This is a genomic window from Desulfosporosinus metallidurans, assembly GCF_001936615.1.
Classification (GTDB): Bacteria; Bacillota; Desulfitobacteriia; order Desulfitobacteriales; family Desulfitobacteriaceae; genus Desulfosporosinus; species Desulfosporosinus metallidurans.
Genome location: NZ_MLBF01000039.1, coordinates 1 through 15,521, shown reverse-complemented (window position 1 = coordinate 15,521; position 15,521 = coordinate 1). Strand labels below are relative to the sequence as shown.

Annotated in this window: 19 protein-coding genes; 10 read left to right on the top strand and 9 right to left on the bottom strand. The window is 42.2% G+C overall.

What is annotated here, in order from left to right; all coding sequences use genetic code 11:
* Window positions 1–9: 9 nt before the first annotated feature.
* The 5 genes from lgt (at window position 10) to DSOL_RS18475 (ending at window position 3,271) form a co-directional block, all read left to right on the top strand.
* A complete protein-coding gene (gene lgt / locus DSOL_RS18495; RefSeq protein WP_075366290.1) occupies window positions 10–789 on the top strand; it encodes a prolipoprotein diacylglyceryl transferase in 780 nt (259 codons plus the stop codon).
* A gap of 66 nt (window positions 790–855) precedes the next feature.
* Window positions 856–1,035 carry a hypothetical protein gene (locus DSOL_RS18490; RefSeq protein ID WP_075366289.1) on the top strand — a complete coding sequence of 60 codons (180 nt, stop codon included), beginning with the start codon at window positions 856–858 and terminating at the stop codon, window positions 1,033–1,035.
* Window positions 1,036–1,074: 39 nt separating this feature from the next.
* A complete protein-coding gene (locus DSOL_RS18485) occupies window positions 1,075–1,317 on the top strand; it encodes a hypothetical protein (protein ID WP_075366288.1) in 243 nt (80 codons plus the stop codon).
* Between the two features lie 186 nt (window positions 1,318–1,503).
* Entirely contained in the window at window positions 1,504–2,106 is a 603-nt protein-coding gene (locus DSOL_RS18480; RefSeq protein ID WP_075366320.1) for a class I SAM-dependent methyltransferase, read from the top strand.
* Between the two features lie 148 nt (window positions 2,107–2,254).
* On the top strand, window positions 2,255–3,271 hold the full coding sequence (locus DSOL_RS18475; RefSeq protein WP_235838889.1) for a peptidase: 1,017 nt from the start codon (window positions 2,255–2,257) through the stop codon (window positions 3,269–3,271).
* A 258-nt stretch (window positions 3,272–3,529) separates the two neighbouring features.
* Here DSOL_RS18475 and DSOL_RS18470 read toward each other — a convergent pair whose 3' ends face one another.
* A complete protein-coding gene (locus DSOL_RS18470) occupies window positions 3,530–3,760 on the bottom strand; it encodes a hypothetical protein (protein ID WP_075366286.1) in 231 nt (76 codons plus the stop codon).
* A gap of 167 nt (window positions 3,761–3,927) precedes the next feature.
* Here DSOL_RS18470 and DSOL_RS18465 point away from each other — a divergent pair, with 167 nt between their 5' ends.
* The 4 genes from DSOL_RS18465 (at window position 3,928) to DSOL_RS18450 (ending at window position 7,654) form a co-directional block, all read left to right on the top strand.
* Window positions 3,928–5,538, top strand: a complete 1,611-nt coding sequence (locus DSOL_RS18465) for an HD domain-containing phosphohydrolase (RefSeq protein WP_075366319.1) — start codon at window positions 3,928–3,930, stop codon at window positions 5,536–5,538.
* A 21-nt stretch (window positions 5,539–5,559) separates the two neighbouring features.
* On the top strand, window positions 5,560–6,240 hold the full coding sequence (locus tag DSOL_RS18460) for a GGDEF domain-containing protein (protein ID WP_075366285.1): 681 nt from the start codon (window positions 5,560–5,562) through the stop codon (window positions 6,238–6,240).
* Window positions 6,241–6,566: 326 nt separating this feature from the next.
* Window positions 6,567–7,007 (top strand): hypothetical protein, encoded by a 441-nt coding sequence (locus DSOL_RS18455; RefSeq protein WP_075366318.1) that lies wholly within the window; start codon window positions 6,567–6,569, stop codon window positions 7,005–7,007.
* Window positions 7,008–7,207: 200 nt separating this feature from the next.
* Window positions 7,208–7,654 carry a hypothetical protein gene (locus DSOL_RS18450; RefSeq protein ID WP_075366284.1) on the top strand — a complete coding sequence of 149 codons (447 nt, stop codon included), beginning with the start codon at window positions 7,208–7,210 and terminating at the stop codon, window positions 7,652–7,654.
* Between the two features lie 287 nt (window positions 7,655–7,941).
* Here DSOL_RS18450 and DSOL_RS18445 read toward each other — a convergent pair whose 3' ends face one another.
* Both DSOL_RS18445 and sigI read right to left on the bottom strand, forming a co-directional pair.
* Entirely contained in the window at window positions 7,942–8,967 is a 1,026-nt protein-coding gene (locus DSOL_RS18445) for an anti-sigma factor domain-containing protein (protein WP_075366283.1), read from the bottom strand.
* Window positions 8,967–9,701, bottom strand: a complete 735-nt coding sequence (gene sigI / locus DSOL_RS18440; protein WP_075366282.1) for an RNA polymerase sigma-I factor — start codon at window positions 9,699–9,701, stop codon at window positions 8,967–8,969. Before sigI ends, DSOL_RS18445 begins: the two co-directional genes overlap by 1 nt.
* A gap of 245 nt (window positions 9,702–9,946) precedes the next feature.
* On the opposite strand from sigI, the gene DSOL_RS18435 reads away from it, so the two are divergent.
* Window positions 9,947–10,420 (top strand): hypothetical protein, encoded by a 474-nt coding sequence (locus tag DSOL_RS18435; protein WP_235838888.1) that lies wholly within the window; start codon window positions 9,947–9,949, stop codon window positions 10,418–10,420.
* Window positions 10,421–10,738: 318 nt separating this feature from the next.
* On the opposite strand, the gene DSOL_RS18430 is transcribed toward DSOL_RS18435, so the two are convergent.
* The 6 genes from DSOL_RS18430 to DSOL_RS29770 all read right to left on the bottom strand — a co-directional run.
* Window positions 10,739–11,764 (bottom strand): HoxN/HupN/NixA family nickel/cobalt transporter, encoded by a 1,026-nt coding sequence (locus tag DSOL_RS18430; protein WP_075366281.1) that lies wholly within the window; start codon window positions 11,762–11,764, stop codon window positions 10,739–10,741.
* 339 nt (window positions 11,765–12,103) lie between these two features.
* Window positions 12,104–13,495: a sensor histidine kinase gene (locus DSOL_RS18425; RefSeq protein ID WP_075366280.1), complete on the bottom strand. Its 1,392-nt coding sequence runs from the start codon at window positions 13,493–13,495 to the stop codon at window positions 12,104–12,106.
* 1 nt (window position 13,496) lies between these two features.
* Window positions 13,497–14,189, bottom strand: a complete 693-nt coding sequence (locus DSOL_RS18420) for a response regulator transcription factor (protein WP_075366279.1) — start codon at window positions 14,187–14,189, stop codon at window positions 13,497–13,499.
* A gap of 176 nt (window positions 14,190–14,365) precedes the next feature.
* Window positions 14,366–14,989, bottom strand: coding sequence for a tetratricopeptide repeat protein (locus tag DSOL_RS18415; protein ID WP_235838887.1), 624 nt, complete (start codon window positions 14,987–14,989; stop codon window positions 14,366–14,368).
* 187 nt (window positions 14,990–15,176) lie between these two features.
* The gene (locus DSOL_RS28090; RefSeq protein WP_170871556.1) at window positions 15,177–15,338 is read right to left on the bottom strand and encodes a hypothetical protein; all 162 of its coding nucleotides are present in this window, start codon (window positions 15,336–15,338) and stop codon (window positions 15,177–15,179) included.
* Window positions 15,335–15,521, bottom strand: a 187-nt coding sequence (locus DSOL_RS29770; RefSeq protein WP_345788404.1) for a hypothetical protein, incomplete at its 5' end; no start/stop codon positions are given. The genes DSOL_RS29770 and DSOL_RS28090, both read right to left, overlap by 4 nt.

The following is a 15,521-nucleotide window of genomic DNA, read 5'->3' as shown; positions in this document are numbered from 1 at the left end:
ACCTAGAATTTGCTGCAAATTTTATTCAGCATCGGGGGATTTTCTTTAAGATCCTACGGCGTAGTGGTTGCCCTGGCGATCATCATCGGTTTAGGGGTCGCTTATCACTTAGCTTCTTCGGAAAAGGAATATCGCCAGCATCTCTTGGATTTGGTGGTCTACGCGGTGATTGGGGCTATTATTGGAGCACGTCTTTGGCAAGTCTTTTTCTACGAGTGGGGTTATTATTCCCTCCATCCTGCGGAAATCCTGATGATTTGGCATGGAGGTATGGCAATTCAAGGAGCTTTGGTGGGGGCTTTCATTGTAGGATGGATCTACACTCGTAAGCATCGACTCGATTTTTGGAAAATGGCGGATATTGCCGCCCCTGGGATTATCTTAGGACAGGGGATTGGTCGTATCGCTTGTTTTCTTAATGGGGATGCCTTTGGTAGTCCGACGAAGCTAGGTTTTGGTTTGGTTTATCCCGCGGGAACTCCGGCATATGCCACCTATGGCAGTCAACCTTTGTGGCCTGCGGAGGTGTGGGAAGGGCAGTGGGATATGGTGGTTTTTGCTCTGATCATCATCCTGGCGCGTTGGCGCAAATGGCCAAAGGGTAGCCTCTTTTTAACCTATATTGTGCTCTACTCATTAGGACGGTTTGGCTTGGAATTTTTGCGAGGGGATGGTGCACGTTATCTATTCAATTGGACTTCAGCACAGTGGAGTAGTGTGGGGATGATAGTTATAGCCCTTATTTCTACTGCTGTTTTGTCATTGCCAAGGAGTATTGCGAAAGCGTGACGGTGAAGCCCGCCTTCAGTCTTGGTTGTCTTGAACAGAAAAGCTAAATAAAAGGAGGTCTCTTTTATGGGGCAATTTTTTAACCAATATGGGTGGTATTTGTTCATGTTCGGGATAATGTTCTTTATGCATCGTCGGGGTGCTGGCGGGTGCTGTGGAGGGCATGAACACGATCAACACAATCAAAATGATCAATCCCATCAACAAGGTACTAAACAATCAGTATCCTTTGAACCAAAGAATTAATTCGAAATGTGAAGGTAGCTTACGAAAGGACGATTATTTATGCTCATCTTGAAGGGAAAGAACTCAAACGGCATTGTAGGAAGATATAAAAGCATAATCGATGCTCGCAAAATTTTTTCCGACGCTCAGAAATATCTTGCCCAAAACCTAATAGATCAGGAACTTGTTTTGGTAGAGGGTGATCACGTTGTAATGACTTGTATGCTGAAGATGTTTAAAAACCATTCTTCACTTTCTCCTACTAATTTGGATCTATATGGAATTGAAGCCCATGTTAATTGATTGACGGTAGGGGATTCTTTGATGTCGCGGAAACATCGCAGTTCTTAAACTCAAATATTTGGTAAACGAGCAATCTTATTAAGCTTAGGTATAACTGGAAGCGGTAGACATGTTCTATTGCTCCTTTAATTCATGCTAATTCTTAAACAAGGTGGGTTTTGAGTTTCGATGAAAGGGGATTTATCAGTGGATCAAGAAACGATATTGACACGCAAACGCTATAATCGGACATCGCTATTCTATGACTGGATGGATCGCATGATAAACTCAGACATACGCCGCGAGTTACTAGGTGATGTGACAGGAAAAGTATTAGAAGTGGGAGTTGGAACCGGCAAGAATCTTGAGTTTTATCCTACAGAATGTGAAATCACGGGCATTGACATAAGCCCAGGAATGTTGAAAAAGGCAAAGCTACGTGCTAGAGATACGAAAGCGCAAGTCGAGCTTAAGGAGATGGATGCTCAGTATTTAAGATTTGAGGACAATTGTTTTGATACGGTCGTCGCAACGTGTGTGTTTTGCTCTGTACCGGATCCGATTAAAGGTCTGCAGGAAATTAGAAGGGTATGCAAATCAGGAGGAAAGATCATTCTTTTAGAACATGTTCGAAGTGATCATAAAATGTTGGGGACACTGATGGATTTGATAGACCCTTTGACGGTGAAAATGATGGGGCCACACATTAATCGTCGGACTGTAGAAAATGTCAAAGCTGCGGGGTTGCATATCAATGACGTTATAGATCAAAAACCAAAGATCCTTAAACTGATCCTAGCTACACCATAAAACAATTGCGTTTCTTATTGCATAATTGAATCAATTCATGAGAAATTCACAACTCATTCACAGCATAATCGAATTGATTCGCTATACTTTGAGACATGAAGACAGGGTTGCAATGAAACTATTCTAAGGTTAACTTAAAGGAGGAAATATGATGAATAAGACAAAATGGATTGTAGGGCTCTCAATAGCAAGCGTGATGGCGCTTTCGGGCACGGCATTCGCTCTGAACTCTGGGTCTGTTGTCGCCCAATCAGTCGGACAAACACTCGGTTTAGTACCGACCGTTGCTACAACTCAATATCAAGGAACTGTCGCTGATACCTATGGAATAAACACGGTTAATACTAGTTCTCCTACGACAAGTCAATCAATAAACACAACACCGTCCTCTACTAACAATAATTCGAATGTCGTAACTACTCCAGATGCTAATGGAAACGGTGGAGGCTACGGTATGATGGGTGGCTTCGGTGGTAATGGAAACGGTGGAGGCTACGGTATGATGGGTGGCTTCGGTGGTAATGGAAACGGTGGAGGCTACGGTATGATGGGTGGCTTCGGTGGTAATGGAAACGGCGGAGGCTACGGTATGATGGGGGGCTTCGGTGGTAATGGAAACGGGCGAGGCTATGGTATGATGGGTGGGGGTTATAATGCCCAAAGCTTGGGTGTTAACCTCACCAACAGTGAAGTCGCCACATCGGATCAAGCCGTAGCTATTGCTAAAGCTTATATTCAAAAACTGAACCAGGATGTTGTTGTAGCCGAACTTCATGAATTTTCCAATGGGTATGAAGTAGAGCTCAAAGAGGGGAAGACGGGGGCTAAAGCCTATGAGGTCATGATTTATAAGAATGGCGGACAGATCATCGCTGAGATGGGTCCGAATATTATGTGGAACACCAAATACGGACCTATGAATTGGGGCAACACTGGGGCTGTCACGGTCAGTGAAGAACAAGCCACGAAGAGCGCGCAAGAGTTTGTCAGCAAAATGGGCCAAGGATATTCAATCGGAAAACCGGAACTAGCTCCTGGGTACTACGAATTCATGGTTCAAAAAGACGGTAAGGATTACGCAGAACTTGACGTTAATGGATATACGGGCCAAGTGTGGTTTGAAAACTGGCAAGGACCGATACTAAACACTATTGATGTAAAGTAAATGAAAGATTGCCATCGGAAACAAGAAAAGGACAGGGGCTCCTCAAGAGACACTGTCCTTTTCATTATTAAGCTTGCACTATTCGCTCTTCAGTATTGGAGAATCCGTTGGTTTTTATTGTTTATAGAGAACCGTTGTCATCATCCCGCCTCCAGATTTGGACATATTATTGTAGAGTCCAGGTAGAATCTCCCGTTGCACAGGTTGGGCAATTAACTCGTTCATGTGAAGGGATCGGGTTCCGCCTTTATAGGATATTCACAGTTGTGTAGTATCATCAAAGGTGTTACCTTGTTCGGCATGCTGTCCTGTTTGGTTCAATTGATCAATCACATAGTTCATGCGTTGGTGGTTTTCTGTCATTACCTTGACTTGAAGTTCAGCATCTGTCGCAATTTCAGTCGCTGAAGAGGCACCTGTTCTGAAGTCCACTAACTTTTGAATAATATCCTCAGCCAACTGAAGTTTGGTCCCGGCAACATCATACATATGTACTCTAGCCTCGTCAACTCGCCCTTCGACTGAGGCTTGAATCGCAACTTTTTTCTGACAAATTCATATGTTTTTCACAACTTCGGCTGAATTACTGTTATAATAGGGTTATGTCAATGGTAACCATTGGTAATATCAAATCAAGGGGAAAGGATAACAAACTAATGAAGCGTTTCCCTACTCAGCCAGGAGGAGATTCATTCTTAATAAGAAAGTTAATCCGCCAGAACCTGGTATATCTCTTAGTCATCCTCCTTTTGTTGGTAGTTTTTGGTATATCTTTATATTTAGGGACGAGACAGGTCTATGAAGAGGAAGCGCAATGGAGAAGTCAAAAAACCATGGCTGAAGTTACTTCAGGGAAAACGAATATAAGCAATTATTTTTCTGATCTTCAGCGGGACTTAGACTTTATCTTAGCGTTACCAGATCTAAAATCATACTTTGCCAAAGATTTTGATCCATTAAAAAGAAGTGGAGTAGTGCAAGTGCTCACGGGGTTTTTGGAGGGTAAACAATCGTACCAGATGACGGTCACAAATCTGTCTGGTGCAGAGATGTTAAAGGTAGAAAGCGTAGCGAAAAGGGCACTTTCTTGGCCTAATGGCTTAAGTAATCGTGAGATACATAGGAAACTTTTCGAAAAAGCTGTTGCATTGGAGAAAGGGCAGATAGCGCTTTCTCCAATTTATTTCGCGACAGAAAAAGAAGGGACTAACACAACGAAGCGGGTATTAATGACACTAGCCTTGCCTTTATTCGATGACAGAGCTGTGAAAAAAGGAGTCTTGTTCATCGATCTTGATTTAATCAACGTTTTTGAGATTCTCCCCAACAATCAATTGTTTATTCAAACGGATGATGATACAGATATTTTCTTCGATCAGAACGTTGGAACGTTCAATATCAAAAACCTTGGTTATGCCTTAACGGGTAATTCTGGTTGGTACCCAGTTACTGAACTGGAAATGATCCATTATGCCAGGGTCAAGATCTTCGCTGATCAACCGTTTATCATTGCCGAATATCATCAATTTCCTTTATTGAAAGTAACCTTAGGCAAACTAATTTATCTGTTCGGAGCCTTGTTTCTGATATTTCTCAGCTTAGTCGTGTTCAGCATCCTTACAAATTTTTCAGTCTTGAAAAAGACGATTAACACACAAAAGGCTATTGTCTTTTCACTTGCCACCCTGGCTGAGGGGCGTGATCCAGAGACAGGGAAGCATTTAGAAAGATCAAGAGATTATGCCGTGATCTTAGCCCAGCAATTAAGCACGCATAAAAGGTATAAAAAGGTTATTACTCGTGACTTTTTAGACAATCTTTATTACGCGGCCACATTGCACGATATTGGTAAAGTAGCAATACCTGATGCTATTTTATTGAAAGACGGTAAATTGACAGATGCAGAGTATGATGAAATGAAGACACATGTACGCACTGGTCAAAATGTACTCAGAGAGACGATCGAAAAATACCATTTAACGGAGTCTTTTCTTGAAATGGGGATGAATATATGCGCGTATCATCACGAGAAATTTAACGGGAAAGGATACCCCGATGGACTTGTGGGTGAGGAGATTCCTTTGGAAGCAAGGATTTTCGCCCTCTGCGATGCATATGACGCAATTCGATCTAAGAGATCTTATAAAGAAGGTCTTTCCCATCTAGAAGCGATGAATAGAATCGTAGCGGATAAAAACCAACATTTTGATCCGGATGTGGTAGAAGCTTTTTTAGAATGTGAAGAGAAACTTTTGGCGATCACTTAAGAAGAGGGAGTTTTTTGCTGTATGAGTAAATTATGGTTGTTAATAGCTATGGTATTTACCGGGATACTTTATTCAGTAGTACTCTTGTATTTCATGGCTATGCCTTTATTCTATAACCTTGTTTTGCATTGCATTATACTGGGAGCTTTGTTTGGGTTAACGAATTTTATTTTGACTGTATTTTTTTATAAAAGGCTTGAGAAAATAAAAAGGTTAAACCAACAATTGAAGGTTAGCCTAATGACGGATAAGCTAACGGGACTTCTAAACCGAAGGGCTTTTGACCAGGATATTAAAAATATTGACAATAGTGGGATATGTTCCCTTATATTTCTCGATATTGACAATTTCAGGGATTTCAACAATCACTTTGGCCATGATGTTGGGGATAATGTACTCAAGAAGGTAGGTGAGACCATTAAAGCCTGTGTCCGCGCGACCGACCGAGCTTATAGATATGGTGGGGAGGAAATAACTCTAATTTTAATGGACTGCGATAAAAAGAACGCGTTAAGAATGGCCGAAAAAATAAGGTCGGAAATAAGTCGACTTGATAATCAGGCATATCCCCAGATAACTGTTTCCTTGGGCGTTTCAAGTTATCCAGACGATGGGCGATATATTCATGACGTTATCGTTGCTTCAGACAAAGCGCTTTTAAAAGCTAAACAAAGTGGTAAAAATTGTACCATATCCTGCTAGCATTTTGTTTTACAAAAATAGTTGGGAAACGGTGTATATTCCTAAAGAACAAACGAGGTTTCTTTATCGGGTCGGGTTGTTGGAGTTAAGAGATATAACAATTACTAGTATAGGAGGTGTCTGCTTATTGGGAATATATTAAGTTATTGAGTCAATTTCTTAATTTTTAGCCTTGCAGGACATCCTTTGCATTCCTTGTCCTCTGGTAGCCGCTCATTTCGTGGATTGTAATCAATGAGAGCCCTTGCCCCAATGGTTTGAACTTGTCTAATTCATTTGAAAAGGGAATTATTTAAAGTGATTTAAGAGAGTAGGAGATGATGGTTGTGAATAAGAAAATAAAAGTGATAATGTTTGTAGCTCTAATTTCTATTGTCATGTTAAGTCTAGCCGGTTGCGGCAGTCAAAATCAGGGTATGATGAATACCAGCAGCGCGACCCAATATATGACGGGCAATACCACGGAAATGATGAATGTTTTAAGTTCACCGGATACTCGCCAGTCCATGGTAAAAATAATGGGGTCTTCACAAATGATGCCTGTGATGGTAGATGTGATGAAAAATAGCGAGGTACAAAAGAATATGATGGGAATAATGGGGAGTAGCCAAAATCATGATAACATGGTGAGTATTATGTCTAATCCCTCTATGTATAAACCTATGGTACAGATCATGTCCGATCCTAAAATGAAAACGACCTTTGCCGCCATGCTAAAAGATCCAGCCCTGCAACCCTTGGTAAAGGAAGCCCTAAGTGCAAAATAAATCCTAAGGAACAATGCTCCCCTGACGCAAATTTTAAAAAAGAGGGACTCTGATTTTTAATCGGGGTCCCTTCTTCATGAGAAATTCACAACTTTTTCATGAGATGATCGTATCCAAGAGTTACACTAAGGACATGGAAGATCAGCAAATCAAATGAAGCAAAGCTGTAGAATGAAGATATTAAATTAGGGGGAATATAAATGAAAAAATTTAGTAAAAAAATCACGGCAATCGTAGGAACCGCAACGTTAGCAGTAGGACTTATGGCTTTACCAGCTTTAGCTGGAACGACTCAGCAACAAGGCAGCGGATGGGTGGGTCAAATGCAAGGCTTCATGCAACAAACCTTTTCACCAGGTCAACATCAAACTTTAATGAATTCGACGGCCATGCAAAATCTCCATAATTCAGCAGGGATGCAGAAGGCCATGCAAACTGGGGATGTTAAGGTGATGCAAGATCTCATGAATTCAGACCCAAATGTTAAGGCCGAAATTGGACAAGATAACCTTGATAAGATGAACCAATTCATGAGTAATTCTGGAGGGAACTCGATGACCAACGGAAGTGGGAATACCAATTCTGGAAGCTCGATGATGAACGGGAGCGGGACAGTCAAGACAGGTAGTAACATGATGAATTTCTAATTTAGAATTGCTGGATCTTAGATGGCATTTGGCACTGCCTTAGTTAAGGCAAAGACCTAAAGATCATATCTAAGTTATAAAAAGGAGCGATGTAAAAATGTTTGGATGCTGTGGACAATAATTAGTGTTTGCTCGTGGGTATTGGAGACGATAATCTATAGGGTGGAGTCATGGCTTATAATTGGGAGAAGACTGGACATTAGTGCTTTGGAAAATGGCGACTTGCTTAAGGATAAAAGGGGGCGTAGCGAAACTCAAGTTTCATTACGCCTCCTTGTTTTTGACATTTAACGCATCATATCATGTTTTCCAGAGCTACTTGAGCTGCCTGAGTTATCTTGCATGGGCATTGGGACTGAGGGAGCACTGCTCTTTTGATGGTTGTCAGGCATTGTGGTACTGGAAGAGGGTAAGGTGTTCGTCATATTTGGGGATCTTTGGCTTGAACCTGATTGGTGGGAATTAGTGGAGGGCATACTTTCGCCTGTCATCGGAGCTCCCATCGAGTTGGGCACATCTTGGTGTATTCCGTTTTGAGGAGTTATAGTCATACTTTCTTGCGGGAAAAGAGAGTTTAAAGTAGTATTTGCCTCGGCCAACATATGGAGAGTGTCGTTGGAACTAGAACCGTTAGAATTCACAACTAAGCCCTTATCCAGTAAACGCTTATATACCTGATAATGGTTTACACTCATACCTAGGCTTCGAGCTGTTTTTTGAGTAGTTTCATCTGTTTTACTAACGATCAGGTCGGCAGAAATGTTTTTTTCAAGCATATGGCGCCCGATAGAGTCACGGAGCTTCGACTGATCAACGACTACCTGACGGTTGTCCATGGGTATTATGCTTGTCATGACTAAATTTTTGCTTTGGTTCAATATTCCCTGAGTATTCGCTTGATCAATCATCACGTCAACAGCTGTATAGATATCTTTTCCTTGAAGTTGAAGGTCAGATGGTGAAGTTTGGGTCCCTTGAGTTAAATCGATCACCTTGAGAACTTTGGCATCACGGTTAACGAATAGTTCTTTACTACTGTTAATATCCACCACGACGGCTGCCACAGCGGTATTTGCGCCTGAGAGAATGTTAAATACGCCAAGACCCAAAGCGAGAAACAGGATTGCAGCAATAGAACCCAATTGTAGGAATCTTTGATTTAAAGGTTTATGCGCAGGCAGATCCACTTCAATAACTTGTCCGAGAACGGGAGTGGACTTCGGTGTTTTAATTTCCAAATAGTCACCACCTTCAGTGTAAAGGATGGTGATCTTTCTCGAGGTCTTCATGACAATGCCTTTCACCTTATTCATTACGCTAACCCCTCTCTCTGAGTTATCGAGTCTATCTGTGTGAAACTTTTTAAAGACTTGAATTCTGGAGCGGATAGGATTAATACCGTGGCAATCAGATATTTTCTTCCTCTTTCTAGAACCTTGCGCTTTATTCCAGTAAGGAATTCCAACTCTTTGAGAGGCAAGCACTTATTCTTAGTTAGGTATTGTAATAAATCGGGTTGAGTATAAAGCTCATGGGCTACTCTATAGAGAGTTGCTTTGCTGTCTCGGTGTTTGGGGGAAACTTGGACTAAATCTTCTAAGGTTATTCCATATTCGGCCAGTACAAGAACATAGCTTTTAACCGTCTCGGCAAAATCATAGTTTTGTTCTTCCTCTTTATACATTTCCAAAGACGCTTCTGAATCATAATCGTAAAGAGTGTCGTTGTCAGACTCCGATGAGGTAAGCGAGAGTAATTGATGTTTTGACTCTTTGCGAAAGAAATCGATTAATCGTCTTGTCATGACTGTTTTGGCAAAACCGTAGAACGAGGCACCTTCGCTAGGCTCATACTTATCAATCGCTTCATTAAAAGCGACTAAGGCGATGCTTAGTTCGTCGTCATGCCCCCAGGTGAGATAGTGCTTACATAGATTAGAGCTGATTTTTAGGATAAACGGTTTGTGATTTTCAATGAATTCTTCTCTAACAAGTTCATTTCCATCTTTGGCTAGTTGTAAAGTTTGCTGAATCGATAATTCTTGCACTTCAACCCCTCCACCTATTAGATAGTTTCGCATAAAGATTTGGAATTTAAGGGGGTACCCTTGAAGAAAAGATTTTAAGATAATTTCTAAACCTACCCCTCGATAATCAAAAGGGTGTACGAATACTTTGATGACTGCAGGAGGTGAGAGCCACACAGAAAATCAAAACGGGTATTGCAATGGATTTCAAATTAAGTAAGCTCATTATGAAAGGATTGGATTGTATTATGAAGAAGAGAATATTAATGGCGACATTATCAATGGCTTTAGTAGTTGGATTGGCAGGGATCGTGAACGCATCAACAATGGGGAGCAATACTACAGACACACCGTCTCAGGCTCCCAACTCATCGGCTTATGTGACCCACAACAATGTCTCTAGTATGAGAGCTGTGCAGGGAGCTACTTCTCAGACGGCTCAAACACAGCCTTCTCAGCCCGATCAAACATCATCTATTCAAACAGATATCAACACTCCAATGAAGAGTTCCAATGTATCCATGAATCATCAGATCCAGAATATGCCCGTAAATACTCAAATGCAAACGATGCCTATGAGTACTCCTATGAATGGACCAATGAGTAATTCACAAAACCGGCAAGGAATGAGTGGAACAAACAGACCTAATCAGGCGAATGCTTCGAGCGCCACTCAACAATCAGGCCAAAAATCAAGTGGTATCACAATGATGGGATCCACGGGAAAGATGGGTAGGTAAGTTTAGTTTTTCCGAGAATATTTACAAAATTCGTAGGAAACTTATATAAGAATTTGATCCACATAGCTCTGGAGTTTGTTGCTTTCCGTCAATTCCGGGAATCGCTTTTCAACAGTTGATGGTTATTTCAACTAAAAAACTCATCGAGATTTCGATTGCTGCGTAAGTTAATCCTTCACTGAACGGTCTCTTAAGTTCTTGTATCTTCACATTAGAGGAGATGCAAGAACTTTATCGTTATTTTCAACCTTTTCGCCGTCAATTCTTTAATGCCTATACGTGATGCTATTCCTAATATAATGGGCGACTGGGTGTAGTCTAGATTCCATCCTCAAGCCGTAATATCTTCCAGAGGAAGAGGGAAAGTAACCACGAAACTATAAAAAGACCTACGAGTAAATATCCAATTCCGCCAAAGTTTAGATTTCTTATCCATCCAAAAACTCCGCCACTTAATCCAAGCTTAGAAGCAACGATCTGAGTTAATTCTATCAAACCAATACATAAAGCAGCGATCACTGAAAGACCAGTGACGGATAGATTATAATAAATTTTGCGTAACGGAGTGGAAAAGGCCCAATGATAGGCAGTGGTCATAAAGACTCCATCCGCAGTATCCAGTAAACTCATGCCAGCGGCAAACAAGATCGGTAAAGATAAGATACCACTAATAGGTACTGCTTGTGTCGCAGAATTTGCGGATATGGCTAAAAGTGCTACCTCAGATGCCGTGTCAAAACCTAAGCCGAAAAGAAAGCCGAGTGGGTAAACATGCCAGCTTTTGTTAATAAATTGATACAGTGGTTTAAAGAAACGAGAGATAAGACCCCGATTCAATAAAAGTTGATCAAGGTTTTCTTCATCATGTACTCCTTTGCGCATCTCTATGAAGAATCGATAAAGGTCAAACCAAATATAAAGGTTCATTAACCCTATGAGAATCAGAAACCCTCCAGAAACGGCTGTACCAATAAGCCCTCCGATCGCTTGCAATTGTGGAATATTCTGTTGTGCCCAATGCATGGAAACCGCAGTTATGATTGCCATGATAAAGACAACTGAAGAATGGCCGAGAGAAAAGAAAAATCCTATCCCTGTGGGGTCATCTTTCTGCTGTATTAGTTTACGTACTGTGTTGTCGATAGCAGCAATATGATCGGCATCAAAGGCATGACGCAAGCCGAGGGTATAAGCTAGAAAACTAAATCCTAACAATTGAGGATACTCCCGAACTTCGGGAATCAATAAGACTAGACCCAAAAGATGAATCCCAAGTACTATAATTCCGTAACGAAGCCATTTGGGACGATTAGAAACGTTGGTATTCCTAGAGATAATATTCATGCGGCTCCCCCATTCTCTAATTTTTAAGTACCCCACTGCCTTGGATACCAAAGGAACCGTGGCGCAGCAGTATAACTGGGCAGCCTTCTGGTGGGTGGCTATGATTCTTTTGTTAATGTCGGGGTACGTTCCATTAAGAAACCGTGACTCTCCACCCTAGTTTAAAGATGCTGCTCGATATGGGCGGAGCCTTTGCTTTCGTTCTGTCTGCCCTGAATTAAGCGTTAGGAGGGGGGTGTTTTAGTATTTCTGTACAACATGCAGTTTATTGATGCGTTGAAAGTTCATGTAAGTTAAGGACCCTGATCGTAGATGTTCTTGTGAAAAGTGGCTGAGGATTTAATCCTCAACCACTTTTATTTCTTTAGGAAGCTGGACAATAAACTCCGTCTCTTGACCGACCTTGCTCTGTACGGTGATGGTACCTTGATGAAGGGTTGTGATTTGCTGAACCAAGGCCAGACCAATTCCCGTTCCACCAGTCTCACGGGTGCGGGATTTGTCGGCCCTGTAAAAACGCTCGAAGATAAAAGGGAGATCCTCTTCGGGGATACCGATGCCTGTGTTTTTGATTCTGATTTCGACAAAATCCAATGTTTGTGAAAGCGAGAGGGTGATTTGCCCGCTGTTATTTGAGTAGCGATAGGCATTGTGAACGAGGTTGTAAAAGAGCCTTGTTAGAAGGCGTCCGTCCCCAGTCGTAGTCACGAGTTCTGGCGGAGCGTTCCAATTCAGAGCCAATTGTTTTTCTTGCATGAGTGGCTGGAGGCTACGGATCACTTTTCGCATAAGATGCTTTAAGTCCACAGGTTCGAGGGCTAGCGTTAAGGCACCAATTTCCGCGACATTTAAGTCTTTTAGGTCGCTGGATAGGTCAACCAAGCGGTCGATTTCTTCATGTATAGAGGAAAGATTCTCTTGATCAGCTGGTAGAACATTGTCCTGGAAGGCTTCGATATAGCTTTTGATCGAGGTTAAGGGTGTGCGGAGTTCGTGGGCGATATCGGCGGTGAATTGTTTGCGAAGGATTTCGTGGCGATTTAGATTGTCCACCATTGCATTAAAAGCACTGGCTAATTGCCCTATCTCGTCTTTGGTTTGAATCCCAACGCGTTCATCAAGGTGTCCTTGTCCAATACGCTCAGCGGCTTGAGTTAAACGCTTCAGCGGCGCTACGAGACGGCGACTTGTGAAGTAACTGAGGATAATCCCGAATAGAAGCGCCAACCCTCCGGCGAAGAGGAGAGATCGATTGACTGAGGACAGGAAAAGGACATCTGGGGGATTGAGAATTGGTGCGCTCGCCGGGTAGCGGACGACTGCGGTGGCTAAAGTACCGAGAGGTCCTGACACCGTGAGGGTTTTTGTTTTCCAACTCGTGCTGGAAGACGAGGACATGCTCATGCTCATCCCCATTCCGCCTTGAGAATGCATCATGTCGTCCATCATATTACTTAACGTGGTGATAAGTTTACCGTTCGGATCTGTCAACGTGACGACCGTACCGATCGGGAGGGTATGGCTAATTTCATCCAGAGACGTTGGATCCCACGTCCCCTTGCTTTGATAGAGGGCACTTAAACGAGCGGGCAATTGTTCTATGGTCGTTTCGTTCGTCTTGGTTAGGTAATCACTGAATTGTTGATGAAAGACAAGATTTACGGCAAGCATACTGAACGTTAAAGTAATAAGCGAGATGATCAGCGTAGAGAGAAATAGTTTTTTGCGCATTTTATTCCCCCGTACTTGGATTAAACTTATACCCGATTCCATATACGGTCAAAATAATCTGAGGGTCGCTAGGAGTGGTTTCAATTTTTTGGCGGATCTTCTTAATATGCGCGTCAATCACGCGGTCATCCCCGTCAAAGTCATGCCCTTGAACGATTTCAACCAACTGCCCGCGTGAGTACACTCGACCGGGGTGTTTGGCTAAAGCTCCGAGGATCTTAAACTCGGTAGGGGTTAAAGAGACCTCTTGATCGTGGAGCCGAATTTCATGTTGGATATTGTCAATGGTAAGTCCGTTGTCATACGAGATCACGTCTGCCAGGGGTGCGGTTTCGTTATTGGCTCGTCGTAGAACTGCCCGAACACGGGCGACAACCTCACGAGGACTGAAGGGTTTCGTAATGTAATCATCCGCACCGATACTCAATCCTCGGATGCGGTCTTCTTCTTCGACTTTAGCTGTGAGCATAATGATGGGGACGGAGGATATTTTCCGGATTTCTTGGCAAATCTCCGTTCCAGACATACCAGGAAGCATCAAATCTAAGATGAGTAAGTCGAAGGGGTTCTCCTTAAACATGGTTAGAGCGATAAGGCCGTTAATGGCTGTACTGACCTGAAATCCTTCTTGTTGAAGGTAGGCCTTCAGCACAGTAGTAATCTTCTTTTCATCATCAACGAGCAAAATTTTCATGTATGGACTACCCCTTCCTTATGAAACTGCAAATATCTTGCCATTAACGGCATTTTGGTTAGATAAATACTGAAACGATAGCCAGATCCAATATCCTTAGTATACCTTGACGATCAATATAAGTCATCAAGGTAGATAACGAGCAAAGATGTATTTTTTAAGCCGAACGAGTTCTCTTACTTTGAAGCTTTCACTTCATTAGCTTTGGCAATAAGCTGTTTTAGTTGATCAGCATTTGGCCCATTCGGGTCCTTGTTCAGAGCAGTCTGCCACATCTGAATTGCGGTTGCGTAGTCTTTTTTGATTTCCGATAGGAAAACTCCATAGTTAAACAATGCTTGAGTAAAATCAGGTCTCTCGGTCAAGGCCTCTTTATAGCTTTTTTCGGCCAAATCATTTTGCCCACTGTAAAAGGCAGCTGTGGCCATATCTGTTAAAACATTGATATCCTGTTTAGTGTTAAGAACATTTTGATAGTATTTGGTTGCTTGGATGAAATCCTCTTTCGCTTCATTCGGTGCTGCTGTTCGTGCGGCTGTACCTAAATCATAATAGGCATTCCCTAAATCCTGTTGTAGTGAAATCTCATTTGGGTTTGATCTGACCTGTTGGGTTAGTGCATTTACTCGGTTTTTCAAACTATTATAATCATTGTTGCCAGATGAGGAAGGAGTCGATGAAGGACTTGAAGAAGGAGTTCCGGAGAAATAGCCATAAGTTCCTGCCCCAACTAAACTCATGGCTAACAAAATCGTAATTACAACGGCTTTGGTTTTTTGGTTATTTTGGTTGCTAGGCACGTAATATCCCCCTCATAATATCATTATTGTTATGCTTCTTATTCAAATGGCACTGTCGGTTAAAAACCACGTTTGTTAGAACGAGCGCACTCGTGAATACGAGTACGCTTAAGTCTTAAACCTTAAACCTGAAATTTTTCTAGCCTTATCTGGGGAAGCAGGAGAACCGTCCCTTTGCTTCCCTGGCCTACATGCGCATTCCCATTCTTACTGTAAAGGTGAGAAAGTTCAGGATGCCGAAGAGCAGGATGACAACCAAATACGGCATAGAAACGGATAGTGCTTTACTCACGCATAAAACAACGCCAACTGTAATCTCTGCGGAAGTTGCATCAAAAGCTGTCCTCATGATTCAATTCGCCTAACCCCCCGCATTCCCACCAGTGAATTTTGGTCGATGACTAGAGCTCGTTTCATAGCCATCGGAAATTCAAACATAGGACAGCCGGGCGCTTTGTCATTGCCTTTATAGCAATCCCTTGTTTTACAGGTTTTACAAGTGTCTTTGTCTGCTCGGAGCTCTAACATACCT